Source organism: Streptomyces sp. NPDC018833 (genome assembly GCF_044390825.1).
Taxonomy (GTDB): Bacteria; Actinomycetota; Actinomycetes; order Streptomycetales; family Streptomycetaceae; genus Streptomyces.
The window spans coordinates 213,149-229,211 of sequence record NZ_JBIRZM010000009.1 but is presented as its reverse complement, the minus strand read 5'-3'; the positions used below and the strand labels follow the sequence as shown (position 1 = coordinate 229,211).

16 protein-coding genes are annotated in these 16,063 nt (G+C 69.4%); 2 read left to right on the top strand and 14 right to left on the bottom strand.

The genetic code is table 11. From position 1 onward, the window contains the following. Window positions 1–144 precede the first annotated feature (144 nt). On the bottom strand, window positions 145–1,833 hold the full coding sequence (locus tag ACH5AF_RS20265) for an ABC-F family ATP-binding cassette domain-containing protein (RefSeq protein WP_398902983.1): 1,689 nt from the start codon (window positions 1,831–1,833) through the stop codon (window positions 145–147). 55 nt (window positions 1,834–1,888) lie between these two features. Here ACH5AF_RS20265 and ACH5AF_RS20260 point away from each other — a divergent pair, with 55 nt between their 5' ends. Then, window positions 1,889–2,839, top strand: a complete 951-nt coding sequence (locus ACH5AF_RS20260; RefSeq protein WP_398902982.1) for a hypothetical protein — start codon at window positions 1,889–1,891, stop codon at window positions 2,837–2,839. A 16-nt stretch (window positions 2,840–2,855) separates the two neighbouring features. On the opposite strand, the gene ACH5AF_RS20255 is transcribed toward ACH5AF_RS20260, so the two are convergent. From ACH5AF_RS20255 to ACH5AF_RS20235, 5 genes are all read right to left on the bottom strand, one after another. Then, window positions 2,856–3,935: an NlpC/P60 family protein gene (locus ACH5AF_RS20255; protein WP_398902981.1), complete on the bottom strand. Its 1,080-nt coding sequence runs from the start codon at window positions 3,933–3,935 to the stop codon at window positions 2,856–2,858. Window positions 3,936–3,954: 19 nt separating this feature from the next. Beyond that, on the bottom strand, window positions 3,955–4,437 hold the full coding sequence (locus tag ACH5AF_RS20250) for a poly-gamma-glutamate biosynthesis protein PgsC/CapC (RefSeq protein ID WP_398902980.1): 483 nt from the start codon (window positions 4,435–4,437) through the stop codon (window positions 3,955–3,957). Between the two features lie 74 nt (window positions 4,438–4,511). Continuing rightward, on the bottom strand, window positions 4,512–6,023 hold the full coding sequence (gene pgsB / locus ACH5AF_RS20245) for a poly-gamma-glutamate synthase PgsB (protein WP_398902979.1): 1,512 nt from the start codon (window positions 6,021–6,023) through the stop codon (window positions 4,512–4,514). A 6-nt stretch (window positions 6,024–6,029) separates the two neighbouring features. After that, window positions 6,030–8,282: a HAMP domain-containing protein gene (locus tag ACH5AF_RS20240; RefSeq protein ID WP_398903042.1), complete on the bottom strand. Its 2,253-nt coding sequence runs from the start codon at window positions 8,280–8,282 to the stop codon at window positions 6,030–6,032. A 202-nt stretch (window positions 8,283–8,484) separates the two neighbouring features. Then, window positions 8,485–9,651 carry a CapA family protein gene (locus ACH5AF_RS20235; RefSeq protein WP_398903041.1) on the bottom strand — a complete coding sequence of 389 codons (1,167 nt, stop codon included), beginning with the start codon at window positions 9,649–9,651 and terminating at the stop codon, window positions 8,485–8,487. Between the two features lie 125 nt (window positions 9,652–9,776). Between ACH5AF_RS20235 and ACH5AF_RS20230 the strand changes: the two genes are divergently transcribed. Further along, window positions 9,777–10,664, top strand: a complete 888-nt coding sequence (locus tag ACH5AF_RS20230) for a hypothetical protein (RefSeq protein ID WP_398902978.1) — start codon at window positions 9,777–9,779, stop codon at window positions 10,662–10,664. A gap of 15 nt (window positions 10,665–10,679) precedes the next feature. Here ACH5AF_RS20230 and truA read toward each other — a convergent pair whose 3' ends face one another. The 8 genes from truA to map form a co-directional block, all read right to left on the bottom strand. Beyond that, entirely contained in the window at window positions 10,680–11,555 is an 876-nt protein-coding gene (gene truA / locus ACH5AF_RS20225; RefSeq protein ID WP_398902977.1) for a tRNA pseudouridine(38-40) synthase TruA, read from the bottom strand. A gap of 84 nt (window positions 11,556–11,639) precedes the next feature. Beyond that, window positions 11,640–12,134 (bottom strand): 50S ribosomal protein L17, encoded by a 495-nt coding sequence (gene rplQ, locus ACH5AF_RS20220; protein WP_398902976.1) that lies wholly within the window; start codon window positions 12,132–12,134, stop codon window positions 11,640–11,642. 107 nt (window positions 12,135–12,241) lie between these two features. Next, window positions 12,242–13,264 (bottom strand): DNA-directed RNA polymerase subunit alpha, encoded by a 1,023-nt coding sequence (locus tag ACH5AF_RS20215; protein ID WP_003956430.1) that lies wholly within the window; start codon window positions 13,262–13,264, stop codon window positions 12,242–12,244. 138 nt (window positions 13,265–13,402) lie between these two features. Beyond that, a complete protein-coding gene (gene rpsK, locus ACH5AF_RS20210) occupies window positions 13,403–13,807 on the bottom strand; it encodes a 30S ribosomal protein S11 (protein WP_003948617.1) in 405 nt (134 codons plus the stop codon). Between the two features lie 98 nt (window positions 13,808–13,905). After that, complete coding sequence (gene rpsM / locus ACH5AF_RS20205; protein WP_215183637.1) at window positions 13,906–14,286, bottom strand: 30S ribosomal protein S13; 381 nt, start codon at window positions 14,284–14,286, stop codon at window positions 13,906–13,908. A gap of 192 nt (window positions 14,287–14,478) precedes the next feature. Continuing rightward, the gene (rpmJ, locus tag ACH5AF_RS20200; protein ID WP_003956441.1) at window positions 14,479–14,592 is read right to left on the bottom strand and encodes a 50S ribosomal protein L36; all 114 of its coding nucleotides are present in this window, start codon (window positions 14,590–14,592) and stop codon (window positions 14,479–14,481) included. 58 nt (window positions 14,593–14,650) lie between these two features. Beyond that, complete coding sequence (gene infA / locus ACH5AF_RS20195; RefSeq protein WP_003956442.1) at window positions 14,651–14,872, bottom strand: translation initiation factor IF-1; 222 nt, start codon at window positions 14,870–14,872, stop codon at window positions 14,651–14,653. 267 nt (window positions 14,873–15,139) lie between these two features. Further along, window positions 15,140–15,976 carry a type I methionyl aminopeptidase gene (gene map / locus ACH5AF_RS20190; protein WP_398902975.1) on the bottom strand — a complete coding sequence of 279 codons (837 nt, stop codon included), beginning with the start codon at window positions 15,974–15,976 and terminating at the stop codon, window positions 15,140–15,142. Between the last annotated feature and the right edge of the window lie 87 nt (window positions 15,977–16,063).

Below are 16,063 nucleotides of genomic sequence, written 5' to 3'. Positions count from 1 at the left end.
GGCACCCTGCACCGGGCACGGGGCACGCCGCACGACGTCGGCGGCGCGTCAGGAGCGGCCGCAGTCCCGGGGCCGAGGCAACGGCCGCGCCGAGGGGCAGCCGCCCCACCCGGGAGCCGCCCAGGCCCCCAGAGCTGCGCGGGCTCAGCGTGCCCGCTCCACCCGGCGCTCGTCCCAGACCGGATCCGGCGACTCCCGGACGACGCCGTCCGAGCCGAACACCAGATACCGGTCGAACGACCGCGCGAACCACCTGTCGTGCGTCACCGCGAGCACCGTTCCCTCGTACGCCTCCAGGCCCGCCTGCAGCGCCTCCGCCGACTCCAGGTCCAGGTTGTCCGTCGGCTCGTCCAGGAGCAGCGCCGTCGTGCCCGCCAGCTCCAGCAGGAGGATCTGGAAACGGGCCTGCTGGCCGCCGGACAGCTTCTCGAAGGGCTGGTCCCCTTGGCGCTCCAGCTCGTAGCGCCGCAGGACCGACATCGCCCCGCCCCGGTCCTTGGCGTGCTCCGTCCACAGAATGTCGACCGGCGTGCGGCCCAGCAGCTCCGGGCGGCGCATGGGGGTACCTCCCATGCCCGAAGGGCTATGGGTGAGGGTTTGGGCGAAGTGCCCGGGCACCACCCGCGCCCCCAGCTTCCACTCCCCCGTGTGCGCGACGGTGTCACCCGCCAGCAGCCGCAGGAAGTGCGACTTCCCCGAGCCGTTCGAGCCCAGCACCGCCACCCGCTCCCCGTAGAAGACCTCCAGCGAGAAGGGCTTCATCAGGCCGGTCAGCTCCAGGCCGGTGCAGGTCAGCGCCCGCACTCCAGTGCGTCCGCCGCGCAGCCTCATCCGGATGTCCTGCTCGCGCGGCGGCTCCGGCGGCGGGCCCGCCTCCTCGAATTTCTTGAAGCGGGTCTGCATCGCCCGGTACCGCGACGCCATGTCCGGGCTGATCGCCGCCTGCTGCCGCAGCCGGTGCACCAGGGCCTTGAGCCGCGCGTGCTCCTCGTCCCAGCGCCGCTTCAGCTCCTCGAAACGGGCGAACCGCTCCCTGCGCGCCTCGGGGAAGGTGCCGAAGCCGCCGCCGTGGACCCACACGTCCGATCCGGCGGCCCCCGGCTCCACGGCCACGATCCGCTCCGCCGCGCGCGCGAGCAGTTCGCGATCGTGGGAGACGAACAGGACCGTCTTGCGGGTCTCCTTCAGCCGGTCCTCCAGCCACCGCTTGCCGGGCACGTCCAGGTAGTTGTCCGGTTCGTCCAGCAGCAGCACCTCGTCCGGGCCGCGCAGCAGCGCCTCCAGCACCAGCCGCTTCTGCTCACCCCCGGACAGCGTCCGCACCTGGCGCCACTGCGCCTTCTCGTACGGGATGCCCAGCGCCGCCATGGTGCACATGTCCCAGACGGTCTCGGCCTCGTACCCGCGTGACTCCGCCCAGTCGCTCAGCGCCTGCGCGTACCGCATCTGCGCGGCCTCGTCGTCGACGGTCATGATCGCGTGCTCTGCGGCGTCCACCGCGGCCGCCGTCTGGCGGATCCGCGGCTGGGCCACCGACACCAGCAGGTCGCGGACCGTGCGCTCCTCGCTCCCCCGTAGCCCTCCGGGCAGGGGAGCTACCCCCATCGAGCCGACGAACTGCGGCATCACACCGAGCCCGCCGCTGACCGTCACCGAGCCGCCGTGCGGCTGCAGCTCCCCCGCGATGATCCGCAGCAGTGTGGTCTTGCCCGCGCCGTTGGCCCCCACGAGCGCGGCGACCACGCCTTCGCCGACGCGGAAGGACGCATCGCCGAGGAGCACCCGCCCGTCCGGTAGGTAGTACTCCAGGTGCGCGGCTTCTACGTGTCCCATGGCGCGATTCTCACCGCCCGTACCACCCTTGCCCAACAGGTTTAGGATGCGCGGCATGAGCTTTGGGCACGGGGGACCGCAGTGGGGTTCCGGCGGACAGAACCAGGACCCGTACAACGAGGGTCGATACGGCCAGGATCCGTACGGCCAGGATCCGTTCGGCAGCGGCCGGAGCCAGTACGGCGCTGACTCGGGCACCCCTGACTGGGCCGCCCTCGCCGACGCGTCCGCCGCCCGCGCCCGCCGCAGGCGCTGGCTGATGATCGGCGGCGCCGCTCTCGCCACCGCGGTCATCGCCGGGATCGTCGCGACCGCGATCGTGACGTCGAACAAGGACGGCGGCGACACCGCATCCGGCAAGGGGGACACGCTCCCCACGGCACCCACCCTGCCGCAGGACACCACCCAGCCCCAGCCGTCCTTCTCCTCGGTGGCTCCCCTGCCCCCGCCGAATCCGAAGGACTTCATCTCCGACCGCAAGAAGGACACGGCGCCGCTCAGCGCCGAAGGTCTCTTCCCCGGCAAGAAGCTGACGATGGGTGACGGCGACCGCGTCTACACCAAGGGCGCCACGTCCCGCACCGGCAACTGCGCCTCCGTCACCAGCGGCGTCCTCGGCTCGGTGCTGGAGAGGCACGGCTGCGAACAGGTCTTCCGCGCCACCTACCTCAAGGACGGCATCGCGGTCACCGTGGGCGTCGCGACCTTCGAGAACGAGGCAAAGGCCAAGAAGGTCGTCCAGGAGGCCAGGGGCGGCATCGCGCCCTTGCCCGGCGCCGGGGTCCCCACCTTCTGCAAGGGCGGCCCGGTCTGCCGGAACACGTACAACTCCTACGGCCGCTACGCCTACTTCACCATCACGGGCTACACGAAGGCCAAGTCGGTGACGGCGGGTGACACCAAGGCGTACCGGTCCGGCGACGACATCGGTGAGTTCACGTTCCGCCAGATCGTGCGCCGCGGCGAGGCCCAGGCCTCAGCCGCAGCCACCGCACCCGCCCAGTAGCCCCTGGCACCGTGCCTCACAACCGCTTCGCGCTGCGCAGCGTCTTCGCGTAGTAGCCGTTGCCGTCCAGGCGGGAGACGCCGCCGACGTCCCCGATGGTGGGGCCGTTGACCTCCTCACGGCTGGAAATGAAGATCAGGTGGCCCTGGGTGTCGTAGCCGAGGACCATGCCCACGTGGTCCAACCGCTGGCCGGTGCGCGCGTCGAGCTTGAAGAAGACGAGGTCGCCGGGCTGGAGCTGGTCGATGGCGGACGGGCGGTCCTTCGCCGACACGCCGGTCAGCGGCAGGACGTCGACGCCCTGCTTGGAGCGGGCCATGCCGTTGGCGGTGCGCGGGAGGCCGTCGCCGGAGTCGTCCGAGGACATCAGCGGATAGCGCGCGCGGTAGCCCAGCACCATGCGCACGTAGCCCGAGCAGTCCAGGGACCGTGCACGCATGGCCTCCGGCGTGCCGGTGACACCGTCCCGGAACGAGTACTGAATGCCGAGGTAGTCGTAGAAATCGGACTGCTCCAGGCGCAGGTCGCCGTTCTCGGCCCCAGAGGTGTTCAGCGGACCGAAGTTCGCGTCACCGGAATAGGCGATGCCCTGCTCGTCCTTCTTCTGCGGTGCGCCCGCCACGTACTGGAAAGCGATGGCGAAGATGTCGTCATCCTTGCTGTCCTTGTACTCCGCGTACCAGTCCTTGAACCACTTCTCCTTCTCCGCGCCCTTGGACCAGGGCTCCGGCATGAACCGCACCCAGTCCGTCGTGGAGACCTCGGACGCTGTCGAGGCCGGCTCCTCGAAGGTGCGCGCCGGTCCGGTCAGCGTCGCTGTGCGCGCCCCGTCGGTGAATACACCCTTGATCTGGCCGTTGGCACCGCGCAGCACGCTGCGCGCCGGGTTCTCCAGCCGGGCCCAGCTCTCCGCGCCCTTGTCCTCGGACGTGCCGCCCGAGGAACGGGTCCCGTTCAGGACACCGACGTTCCGGACCTCCGTGACCCCCGGTTCCTCCAGCTTGCGCAGCTCCACGGTGAGGTATCCGGACGTCGCGACGAGCGCGAGCACCACGAGGCCCGTGACGACCGGGCGCGACTTCTTCTTTCCTGCCATCGCTCTTACTCCTCGGTTCTCAGACAGCGGGCATGACGCCGAGCAGCAGGCCGGCGGCGACGACGATGTAGGCCAGGAGGGAGACCGCGCCCGTGGCCAGCAGGGTGGCCCCCTTGGGCTGGCGCACCATCTGGTAGGCGATCAGGCCGGGCACGATGAACCCGAGGGTCTGGTTGCCGTACAGCAGCGGGAACTCGATCGAGAGCAGGATCATCACGGTGGCCTGCAGCAGCACGCCCAGCAGCACCACGGCGGCGAACAGCCGCTTGCCGTAAAGGATCACCAGCCGCTGCATGACCTTGGTCCCCGCATAGGTCAGGGCGGTGACACCCACCACCATGGCCGCCCGCTGAAGGTCCTCGATGAGGGTCAGGGCGAGCCAGCCCGGTGTGATCATCCCGCCGGGCGACAGATTGGTGGTGAGGTAGCACAGCAGTGAGAAGAGCAGACCTATGGCAATGCCAAGGGCGGCCATCTCGGGGGTCAGGGGGGCGGTGGTCAACGGGGTCTCCGGGCGGGTGTACGGATTGTGGGCGAGGCGGTCGACGGCGGCCGGGGCCGCCCGGCCCGCGAGGGTCAGGAGCGCGGGGGCAGTCCCCCACCCTCGGTCGTCGGATGGCGGGGCCGGCCGTGGGGTTCCTCGTCGTACGGCCACGTCCGCTCATCCCACGCTTGCGGGTCCCATGACTGCTGCCCCGCGGCGTACGGTTCCGGTGCCTGTGGCGGTGGGACGTCGGCGTCCGATCCGGACGGCTGGGCAGGGATCCGGACCACCGGGATCTCCTGGGTCCGGGAGGCCTGGTAGCGCTCCTCGTACGCCATGGGGTACGAGGCGTACGGGTCCAGGCGCGCCGGCTGGGGAGCCGCCGCGGCGGCCGGGTGCGGTGCCGCAGCCCCGGAGCCGCTCTCGTCCGCCGCCAGTTCGGCCAGATACTCCAGCAGTTCCTCGCCTTGGCCGTGGATGTTGCCGATGGCGACCAGTGAGGAGCCGTCGGACATGCGACCGAGCAGGGTCGGCATGAACTCCTCGGCCGAGCGCCGCTCACCGCCCAGGTCGATCGCCCGGTCGCGCCACTCGGCGGGGATGGCATCGATGGCGCTCTTTGACGGGTGTCCGATGACGAAGACGTTGTCCGGCTGCAGGTCTGGGATGATCTCGCCCATCTGCCCGTTGCGTTCGACGCGGTCGGGGCGGCAGTTGATCACAACGTTCAGCGGGCGGCTGATGGCCCCGAGGTCGAGTAGCTGGTTGATGTTCATCAGGGTGGACTCGGGGTCGTTCGCCGCGAAGACGTTGGCGAAGGCAAGTCGCTTGCCCTCGGGCGTGACATAGCGCTCCACGGAGAGGACACCCGGATCCGGCGGGGCGTCGTACATGCCCTCCAGGGCGACTTGCCGCTTCACGCCGAGGAGTTCCGCCACGACCAGGGCGATCGCGACGTTCTCCTTGAAGGTGAACCAGCTGAAGCCGCGCAGTTCCGCGTCGGTGACCGACTCCGGGTCGGCGTAGATCAGCTTGCAGTCACGAGCGTCCGCCTCCTCCTGGAGGATGTGGAAGCGCTCCTTCTCCGCGGTGACGCAGATGCCGTTCTCCGGCATCGAGCGACACAGCGACCGGGCCACGTCGTCCAGGGTGGGGCCCATCTCGGCGAGGTGGTCCTCGCGCACGTTGCACAGCACACCGATCGTGGAACGGATGAGCTTGCTCTGGTTCACCTCCTGCAGCGCCGGCATGACGGCCATGCACTCGATGACGAGAGCGTCGGGGCGGTAGGTGGCGGCCCGGCGCACGATGCCTATCTGCTCCACCACGTTGGCGATGCCGAACTTGCGGTAGACCGGCTCCTCGGTCGCGTCGGGGTGGATGAAGCGCGCGGCCGTCCCCGTCGTCTTCGCGACGGTGACCAGACCGCCGCCGCGCAGGGCGCCCGCGCAGAGTCGGGTTATGGAGGACTTGCCGCGGATGCCGTTGACGAGCACCCGCGAGGGGATGGAGTGCAGGGCGGCGTAGTGCCTGCGCTGTTCAACGATGCCTGCCACGAGCAGGAACACCCCGCCGAACAGCAGGACGAAGTAGAGGTAGAGCACAGCGGGTCACCTTCCTCCGGCGCCGAGCCGGGGCTCGGCAGACCGGCGTGCCTGGTTCTGTCTGCCGGCCTGCAACTGCTGGCGGAGCAGTTCGAGACTGCGCACGACGGCACCCACTTCGTCCTGGTAACGGGGGTACAACACGGTCTTGAGGTCGCCATCGGCGAGCTTCGCGGCGCTGGCGGCAAGGGCCCGCAATGGCCGTGAGACGACCAGGTAGACCCAGCCCAGGCAGACGACGATCGCGGCCAGCCCGAGCATCCCGGCGAGCACGCTGCGGTCCTCGCGCTCGTACGGGGTGATCTGGAAGCGCTCGGCGTTCTGCCAGCTGACGACCGTCCAGCCGATGTCGGCCGCGATACCCCCGCCGGAAAACGGGGCTGCCGCGGCGACGCTGACGCTGCCTCCTTCGCGGATGAGCAAGCCGTTCTCGACGGGGCCGGCGCCGGCCTGCACGCCGGCGGCCCGGACCAGGTCGGGAAGGTCCTCGTTCGGCAGTTCCTCGAAGGCCAGGAAGCCGTCACTGGCGGCGAGGGTCTCCGCGTCGGCGTTCACGACGCGCACCTCGCCGAGGCCGGGCCGCTTCAGCAGCGAGTTCAGGAACTCCACCCGTATCTCGCCGACGAGGGTCGTGCCCTTGTGCTTCGGCACGGGCGCGCCGGCCTGGATCACCGGCTTCTTCTCGCCCTTGCCGGACACGCGGACCAGGGGCAGGTCCTCGCCGTCGCTCCAGGCGTGCTGGTCGCTGCCGGCCCGGGCGACGACGTCGCCGCTCTCGTCGACTACGTACAGGGCCGCGTAGCGGGAGTGCTTGCCCAGGGCGTCCTGGAGCAGGCCGGTCGTGGCTGCGGGGTCGTCCGCGTCTATCAGGCGGGAGGTGGAGACGAGGTCGGCGTGGGCCTCGTTCAGCGCCCGGCGGACCCGGTCGGCGACCAGATCGGTGCGGTCGCGCTGGTCGTTGACCATGGTGGTCGGCACACTGACCGAGTCGTCCGTACGGTTCAGCAGCAGACCGACGGGCACGCACCACAGCAAGAGCAGAGCGGCCGTCAGCACGAGCGGTCCACGTGTCCCGAACCGGCTCCTGCCGCCGTGGGGGGCGTCGGAGTCGTCTCCCGCGCGTCCCGCGCCGCGCAGCTGCTCGCGCAACCGTTCCAGGGCGAAGCCGATCCGGGCGGCTTCTCCCCAGCGGGGCACCGAGACAGGGCGGGTCAGATCCCCCCGGACGAGCCGACGGGACTCCAGGAACAGCCGCAGCAGCGGCCGCTGCACGGTCGCCCACAGCACGGCCGCGGCCAGCAGCCCGAGCACCACCAGGGCGCCGGCCGCCACCAACCCGTAGAGCTCCCGGTCCTGCTCACCGGCCTGCTGCTGGACGACGGGGAGCATGGCCACCACCGTCAGCCCGAGTCCTGCAGCGACGCTCTGCTTCTCCTCCGGATCGGAGGAGGCAAGTGAGGCGTAACCGGCAGTGGCCAGACGGCCGTTGTAGTCATCGCCCACGAGGGTGCCGCTGACGCCTGGGTAGCCCCGGGAGCCGGGCTCCTTGGCGTTGACGGGGTGCTGCTCGGTCTGTTCCGCCGCCTGGCCGGACAGCTGGGTCATCTGCTTCTGCAGGAACAGGAGTTCCTTGCGTTCCTGGTCCGAGTTGAGCGCTTCGGCCTGCTCGAAACCGGCCGTGGCAAGGACCTCCCCGTCCCGGGCGACGACCGCCATGGTGCGGAAGGGGCCGAGGTTGATGGCGGGCACGGACAGACTGTTGGACGCGACCAGTAGCTGCTGCGGCCGGTCCTTCCGGTCCAGGACCGCCATCGTCATCAGGCGGACGTCACCGGTCTCCAGCCGCACCATGCGGGGGATGAGGGCCTGGTCACCGGTGAGGACGTCCTTGTCCAGCCAGGCGAGAGGGATCTTCTCACCGCGTGCGGCAAGGACCTTACCGCTCTCCAGGTCCAGCACGGTGGTGCCGGTCCACTTCTGGTACGTCCTTCCCAAGTCGGACAGGACGCGCTCCGGTTCCGCCGGGGCACCCGCATTCAGCGCGGCGGCAGTGCGGTTGAGGTCGGTGACCCGCTCGTCGATCGAGGCACGCAGGGCAATGGCGCCGTCCTCCGCGAAGTGCTGCTGCGAGGAGAGCACCGCCTTCGGCACGACCGGTTCGCCGCCGGGGCCGAGCACCTTCGCGGTGAGGCCGGCCAGTGCGAGGATCAGCACGCACAGCACCGCGATCGGTGGACGGATGCCGCCCAGGAGCGGCATGTCCGCCCGTCTGCGGTTGCGCCGCCGCCCTCCCCGCACGGAATTCGCGGCATGGCTCGTGGTCACCGGTGTTCTTCCCCTGTGCTTTCTACGCGTGCGCAGCGCCCGAAGGAACCACCGCCGCCTTACAACGCCGTCACTGACAAGACTTCTCGGAGCTGCCGAGGTTGTGCCCCCGGCGCGGAACGAGCTGTGCTGTCGCTCACGTCCCGAGCGAGAGTTCATCCAGGCCGTCGCCGCCTGGAGCGCCCCGGTTGTAGAGGAAGCCACGCGTGCGGTCGGCCGCCAGCCGGTAGCGGGCCAGCCGGGCCTCGGACAGCTCGCCCGGGTTGTCGAGCACCTGCTTCACGTCGACCAACCGGTGGTCCTCGACCGCGCCCTCGGGCAGCTCCTCACCGGGCTCCACCTCCGGCGGGATGTCCACCAGCGTGGTGCGGTAGCGGGCGGTGACGTCCCAACCATCGGCCGTCTCCCGGAACTCGAACCAGCCGATCGCCCCCTCCTCGGTGAGCCCCGTCGGCGAGGAGTGCCGGGCCACCTGGTTGCCGAGGCTGTATGCGATCCAGGTGCCGTTCAGCTTCTGGATCGGCTGCACCACGTGGGCGTGGTGCCCGATCACGAGGTCGATCCCGGTCTCCTGGGTGATCCGCTCCGCCAACTGGAGCTGCGGGACGCTCGGTTCGTTGTAGTGCTCGAGACCCCAGTGGACCGAGAGGATGACCACCTCGGCGCCCTGCTTCCGGGCCCGGGCCTCGGTCTTCTTGATCCCGTCCGTGCTGATCCGGTTGAACGCCCAGCGCTCCTTGTTGGGCGTGGGGTTGAGGAAGGACTCCCAGGAGTAGGAGAGGTGGGCAACCTTGACGCCTTTGACGTGCCGGATGTTGATCTGCTCTGCTTCCTCGGGCGTCCGCGCCGAGCCGGTGTGACCGAGCCCCACCTCGTCCATGGCGTTCAGTGTGCGCCGTACGGCCTTCAGACCGTGGTCGTAGGTGTGGTTGGAGGCCGTCGAGCAGGTGTCGTAACCCACATCCTTGAGGGATGTCAGGATCTGCGGCGGAACCAGAAACTCCGGGTATCCCTCGAAGGGGCCCTTGGGCCTCCCGACGGGAGTCTCCATGTGACAGATCGCCAGATCGGCTTTACTGATGACCGGCTTCACCCCGGCGAGCAGCGGCCCGAAGTCCAGTCCTGCCTCCCCCTCACCGGTCTCCTCGGCATCCTTGGCCGCCTGCTCCACCAGCTCGGGGTGGATGAGCACATCACCCGCGGCTGCGACGGTGAACACGCGGCCACCCGGCCTGCTCTTCGGCTCCGAGGGGCCCGAGGTACAACCAGCGGTCAGTACGGCGATTGCCGCCGGAATCGCCAGTGCACGACCGATACGGAGAGACTTACGAAATGTCACTGACTAATGGTCACACGCCCTCTACAGCCACCGCCGGGTTTACGATCACAAGACAATCACTTTTCCTGCACATTCTTGGGCTTGCAGGTTTGGTCCTCGTGCTGCTCGGCTGCCAGTCGACGTCGCACGAGGCTGCGGAGGTCTCGGTCCCGAAAGCCCGGGAGCTGGTGGACCTGCGCAGCAGGATCCTCACGTACACGGCCGAGCTCGAGCCCGGCGACCCCTACACACCACCCGACGACGCAGAGCGCGAGCAGTTGGCCCGGGGCGTCGGACTGCTCCTGGAGGGCGACGCGCGAGAGGCCGAGAGGCTGCTGGCGCCGGTCGGCCTCGGCGTCACCCGGCTCACCGACACCGCGTCCGGCCGCCGCTACGACGAGGTCGCCGCCACCGGGCGGGGTGACAGCGAGCACTGGGGTCGGCTGTACGTGACCGCGGACGCCCGCCTCCGCTGGAACTCGCAGGTACCGCACCCCGTGTCCGACCGGGACACCGAGGAACTCGGCGTGCGGCTGCTGGAGGACAACCCCGGCGGAGCGCTGGTCCTGGCCGGTGCCCACCGCCGGGCCGGTCGCGACGACGCCGCCGACGTCGCCCACCGCGAGGACAGCGCCTTCCACGCCATCGTCCTGGAGCTGCAGAAGCGCGGGGTACCCGGCGTCCAGCTGCACGGCTTCGGCGACTCCGACAAGCGCCCCTACGACGCAGTGGTCTCCACCGGCGCTGTGGAGAGCGCGCCCGGCGAGGTCGCCGCCCTGGCCGACCGCATGGAGGCCGATGGGATGCGTGTCTGCCGGGCCTGGTCGGCGCGCTGCCCCCTGGAAGGCGCCACGAACGTCCAGGGCAAGGCGGCACAGCGCCAGCACGCCACCTTCGTCCACGTGGAGCTGGCCCGCGACGCCCGGGACGACGGCCCCGAGTCCGAGAAGGCGACGGATGCCCTCTCTGGCCTCCTCACGACGTGGGCGAACGACTGAGCAGCGGCCGCTCGTTCAGCCGCAGCCACCGCACCCGCCCGGTAGCGAACCGGTCGGCAGGGAGCGCCTGTTGCGGGCCTCCCTGTTCCGGGCGGCCAGCAACTCGTCGGCGGGGTAGCCCACTTCCTCGAGCGTCAGCCCGTGCGGGCGTACGACGTGCACCGCCGAGTCCCGCACGCCCGCCGAGAGCACCTTCGCCGGCCATTCCACCGGCCGGTGGCCGTCGCCCACGAACAGCAGCGCGCCGACGAGCGAACGCACCATGTTGTGGCAGAAGGCATCGGCCTTCACGGTCGCGGTGAGGACCCCGGACGCGTCCCGCTCCCAGGACAGCTGCTGCAGGGTACGGATGGTCGTCGCCCCGTCGCGCCTCTTGCAGTACGCGGCGAAGTCGTGTTCCCCGAGCAGTCTCGCGGCCGCGGCGTTCATCGCGTCGACGTCCAAGGGCCAGTCGTGCCACAGGACATGGCCGCGCAGCAGCGGATCGACACCGCCGGGGTTGTCGGTCACGCGGTACGCGTAGCGGCGCCAGATCGCCGAGAACCGCGCGTTGAACCCCGCCGGCGCCTCGGCCGCGCTCCAGATTCGCACGTCCCGCGACAGCCGGCCCGCCAGCCGCTTCAGGAGCTTGTCCCGGTGCTCGGCCCAGAGCTCCTCGGGCAGGTCCACGTGCGCCACCTGCCCGCGCGCGTGCACCCCGGCGTCCGTCCGCCCGGCGACCGTCAGCTCGTACGTCGCCCGCGAGCGCGTCACCGTACGCAGCGCGTCCTCGATCTCGCCCTGCACGGTCCGCTGCCCGCGGGCCTGCTTGGCCCAGCCGGAGAAGTCCTTGCCGTCGTACGAAAGGTCCAGCCGTACCCGGACGAAACCGGGCTCCACCTCGTCGCTCACGCGATCCATCCTTATCTGCTGAACGGGCCCGCCCCCCAGGTGGGGAGCGGGCCCGTCCGAAGACCTCTTGCCACGAAGCGCGGCTCAGGCCTCCTTGGTCTCCTCGGCCGGAGCCTCGGCGGCCTCGTCGGCCTCGGTCTTCTCGACCTTGGCCTCCTCGGCCTCCTTGACCGCACGCTTGGCGGCGGCCTCGGCCTCGGCGACGGTCGCCTTCTTGGCAATCTCACCCTCGACCAGCTCGATCACAGCCATCGGGGCGTTGTCGCCACGACGGTTGCCGATCTTGGTGATACGGGTGTAGCCACCCGGACGCTCGGCGTAACGCGGAGCGATCTCGGTGAAGAGCGTGTGCACGATGCCCTTGTCCGTGATCGTCTGCAGCACCAGGCGACGGTTGTGGATGTCGCCCTTCTTCGCCTTGGTGATCAGGCGCTCGGCGACCGGACGCAGGCGGCGGGCCTTGGCCTCGGTCGTGGTGATGCGGCCGTGCTCGAACAGCGACTTCGCCAGGTTCGCGAGAAGCAGCTTCTCGTGAGCGGCGCTGCCACCGAAACGGGCTCCCTTGGTGGGACGCGGCATGGGGTTTCTCCTTGTGATCTGCACCGGCCGTGTCAGGTACCGGTGTCAGTTCCCTCCAAACGGTCGCCGGAGGGTGTGCGGGGAGCCTGGGCTCCCCGCAAGCCTTCTCAGTACTGCTCGGTCTCGACGAACCCGGCGTCCGCGTCGTCGTCGGCGCCGAAGGCGTCGGCGGCGGCGGTCGGGTCGAATCCGGGCGGGCTGTCCTTCAGGGCCAGGCCCATGCCGGCCAGCTTCGCCTTGACCTCGTCGATCGACTTCGCACCGAAGTTGCGGATGTCGAGCAGGTCGGCCTCGGAGCGCGCCACGAGCTCACCCACGGAGTGGATGCCCTCACGCTTGAGGCAGTTGTACGAACGAACGGTGAGCTCGAGCTCCTCGATCGGCAGCGCCAGATCGGCGGCGAGGGCGGCGTCCGTGGGGGACGGGCCCATGTCGATGCCCTCGGCGTCGATGTTGAGCTCGCGGGCCAGACCGAACAGCTCGACCAGGGTCTTACCGGCGGACGCCATGGCGTCACGCGGGCGCATGGCCTGCTTGGTCTCGACGTCGACGATCAGCTTGTCGAAGTCGGTGCGCTGCTCGACTCGGGTCGCCTCGACCTTGTAGGTGACCTTGAGCACCGGCGAGTAGATGGAGTCGACCGGGATCCGGCCGATCTCCTGGCCCACCTGCTTGTTCTGCACGGCGGAGACGTAGCCGCGACCGCGCTCGACGGTCAGCTCCATCTCCAGCTTGCCCTTGCCGTTCAGCGTGGCGAGCACCAGGTCGGGGTTGTGCACCTCGACACCGGCCGGCGGGGCGATGTCGGCAGCGGTGACCAGGCCGGGGCCCTGCTTGCGCAGGTACATCACGACCGGCTCGTCGTGCTCCGAGGAGACGACCAGCTGCTTGATGTTCAGGATGAGGTCGGTGACGTCCTCCTTGACGCCCGGCACGGTGGTGAACTCGTGCAGGACACCGTCGATGCGGATGGACGTGACAGCCGCACCCGGGATCGAGGAGAGGAGCGTGCGACGGAGGCTGTTGCCGAGCGTGTAGCCGAAGCCCGGCTCCAGCGGCTCGATGACGAACCGCGAGCGGTACTCGTCGACAACCTCTTCGGTCAGCGAGGGGCGCTGAGCGATCAGCATGGTGGTGTTCCTTCAGTCGTGGACGCCCGCTATTTGACGTCCTCTGCCACCGGGCGGAGCCCGGTGCTGTTACAGCAAGGGTACGGGCGATACGACCCGAAGGGGTCGTACCGCCCGGACACTCAGGTCAAGCGGACGTCAGACGCGACGACGCTTGGGGGGACGGCAGCCGTTGTGCGGCGTGGGGGTGACGTCCTGGATCGAGCCGACCTCGAGGCCGGTGGCCTGGAGGGAGCGGATCGCGGTCTCACGGCCGGAGCCGGGACCCTTGACGAAGACGTCGACCTTGCGCATGCCGTGCTCCTGCGCGCGGCGTGCGGCCGACTCGGCGGCCATCTGCGCGGCGAAGGGGGTGGACTTGCGCGAGCCCTTGAAGCCGACGTGGCCCGCGGAGGCCCACGAGATCACGTTGCCGGTCGGGTCCGTGATGGACACGATCGTGTTGTTGAACGTGCTCTTGATGTGCGCGTGGCCGTGAGCGACGTTCTTCTTTTCCTTGCGGCGCACCTTCTTGGCAGCGCCCTGACGTCCCTTGGGGGGCATGTCTTATCTCCTACGGGAGGTGGTCGGTCCTACAGCGAAGACCGTGGGAACGCGGGGGTCCGGGGGTCGCCCCCGGATACCGCAGTGTCCGCTGCGGACTACTTCTTGCCCGGCTTCTTCTTGCCGGCGATTGCGCGACGCGGGCCCTTGCGGGTACGGGCGTTCGTGCTGGTGCGCTGACCGTGGACCGGCAGACCGCGACGGTGGCGCAGACCCTGGTAGCAGCCGATCTCGACCTTGCGGCGGATGTCGGCCTGGATCTCGCGACGGAGGTCACCCTCGGTCTTGAGGTTGACGTCCACGTACTCGCGGATCTTGACCAGGTCCTCTTCGGCCAGGTCACGAACGCGGGTGTTCGGGTTCACACCGGTCGCGGCGAGAGTCGCCTTCGACTGGGTGCGGCCGATACCGAAGACGTAGGTGAGTGCGACCTCCACACGCTTGTCGCGCGGGATGTCAACACCGGAAACGCGTGCCATTCAATGGCTCCTGTGTGTTCGGGGGTCTTCCGCAGTACCGCTCCCGACCGCCGACCTCTCGGATCGAGAGGTGGTACGTCCGGGTCCCCGGCCCCCGCCGGAGGTGTCGTCAGCCCAGTGGCTTGGACGGGCACTGCGTATGTACGAATTCTTACGTCGCGCGAAGAACTGCGAGGTGCAGGTCGGCGTGCGTCAGCCCTGGCGCTGCTTGTGGCGCAGGTTGTCGCAGATGACCATGACCCGGCCGTGACGGCGGATCACCTTGCACTTGTCGCAGATCTTCTTGACGCTCGGCTTGACCTTCATGGGATGTGAGGTTCTCCGGGTCAGTGCCGACACCCCACGGAAGGGGGTGCGACAAGATCTACTTGTAGCGGTAGACGATCCGCCCACGCGTCAGGTCGTACGGAGAGAGCTCCACCACGACCCGGTCGTCCGGAAGGATACGGATGTAGTGCATCCGCATCTTGCCGGAGATGTGCGCGAGGACCTTGTGACCGTTCTGGAGCTCCACCTTGAACATGGCGTTCGGGAGGGACTCGATCACGGTGCCCTCGATTTCGATGGCACCTTGCTTCTTGGCCACGCTTCGCCTTTCGAATCGGCTACCTTGATCGACTCTCCTCCCCGGGTGCGGACACACGGGTACACGAGAGCCGACGCATCAGTCTACGTCAGGGCCTTCGAAAAGACGAATCCGGCAAGTCTGCCCACCCCAGAAGATCATTAAGCCCTGCTCAGGGGCGGGGCACGGCCGATCGGCCTCGGTCGCTACCCGGGGGCAGGCCGAGGGGAAGGAAAGGATCCGGTCGTCAGGCCAGAGGGCCGGCCGTCAGGCCAAGGGGTCCGGCCGTCAGGCCAAGGGGTCCGGCGCTGCCGTGATGCCCAGTTCGGCCAGCTTCGCCTTGCCGCCGTCGGGGGCGGTCAGCACCAGCGGGCCCTCTTCGGTGAGCGCCACGGAATGCTCCCAGTGCGAGGACCAGGTGCCGTCGGTCGTGACGACCGTCCAGTCGTCCTCGAGCACATCGGTCAGCGGCGTACCGAGGGACACCATCGGCTCGATCGCGAGGCAGAAGCCGGGCACCAGCTTGGGGCCGCGGCCGCGCTTGCGGGAGACGTAGTTCAGCAGATGCGGGTCCATGTGCATCTCGGTGCCGATGCCGTGGCCGCCGTACTCCTCGATGATCCCGTACTTCCCGGTCGCGGGGCGGGGCTGACGGCGGATGTACGTCTCGATGGCGCGGGAGATGTCCACGAGGCGGTTGCCGTTCTTCATGGCGGCGATGCCGGCCCACATCGACTCCTCGGTCACCCGGGACAGCTCGATGAGCTCCGGAGCGTGACCGCTGCCCACGAACGCCGTGTACGCGGCGTCGCCGTGCCAGCCGTCGACGATGGCGCCGCAGTCGATGGAGATGATGTCGCCGTCCTTCAGGACGGTCTTGTCGTCGGGGATGCCGTGGACGACGACCTCGTTCACGGAGGTGCAGATCGTCGCGGGGAAGCCGCCGTACCCGAGGAAGTTCGACTTGGCGCCGTGGTCGGCGATCACCTTGCGCGCGACCTCGTCCAGATCCCGGGTCGTGGCGCCCGGCACCGCGGCCTCGCGGGTCGCCGCATGGATGGCGGCGACGACCAGCCCCGCCTCGCGCATCTTCGCGATCTGCTCGGGGGTCTTGATCTGCACCATTGCGGCGGGTGCCTTTCTCGGCGGGGAATCAGGGGGCTCATCAACAATACGGCCGCGGCGTCCGTCGGACACCGCGGCCGTACACAA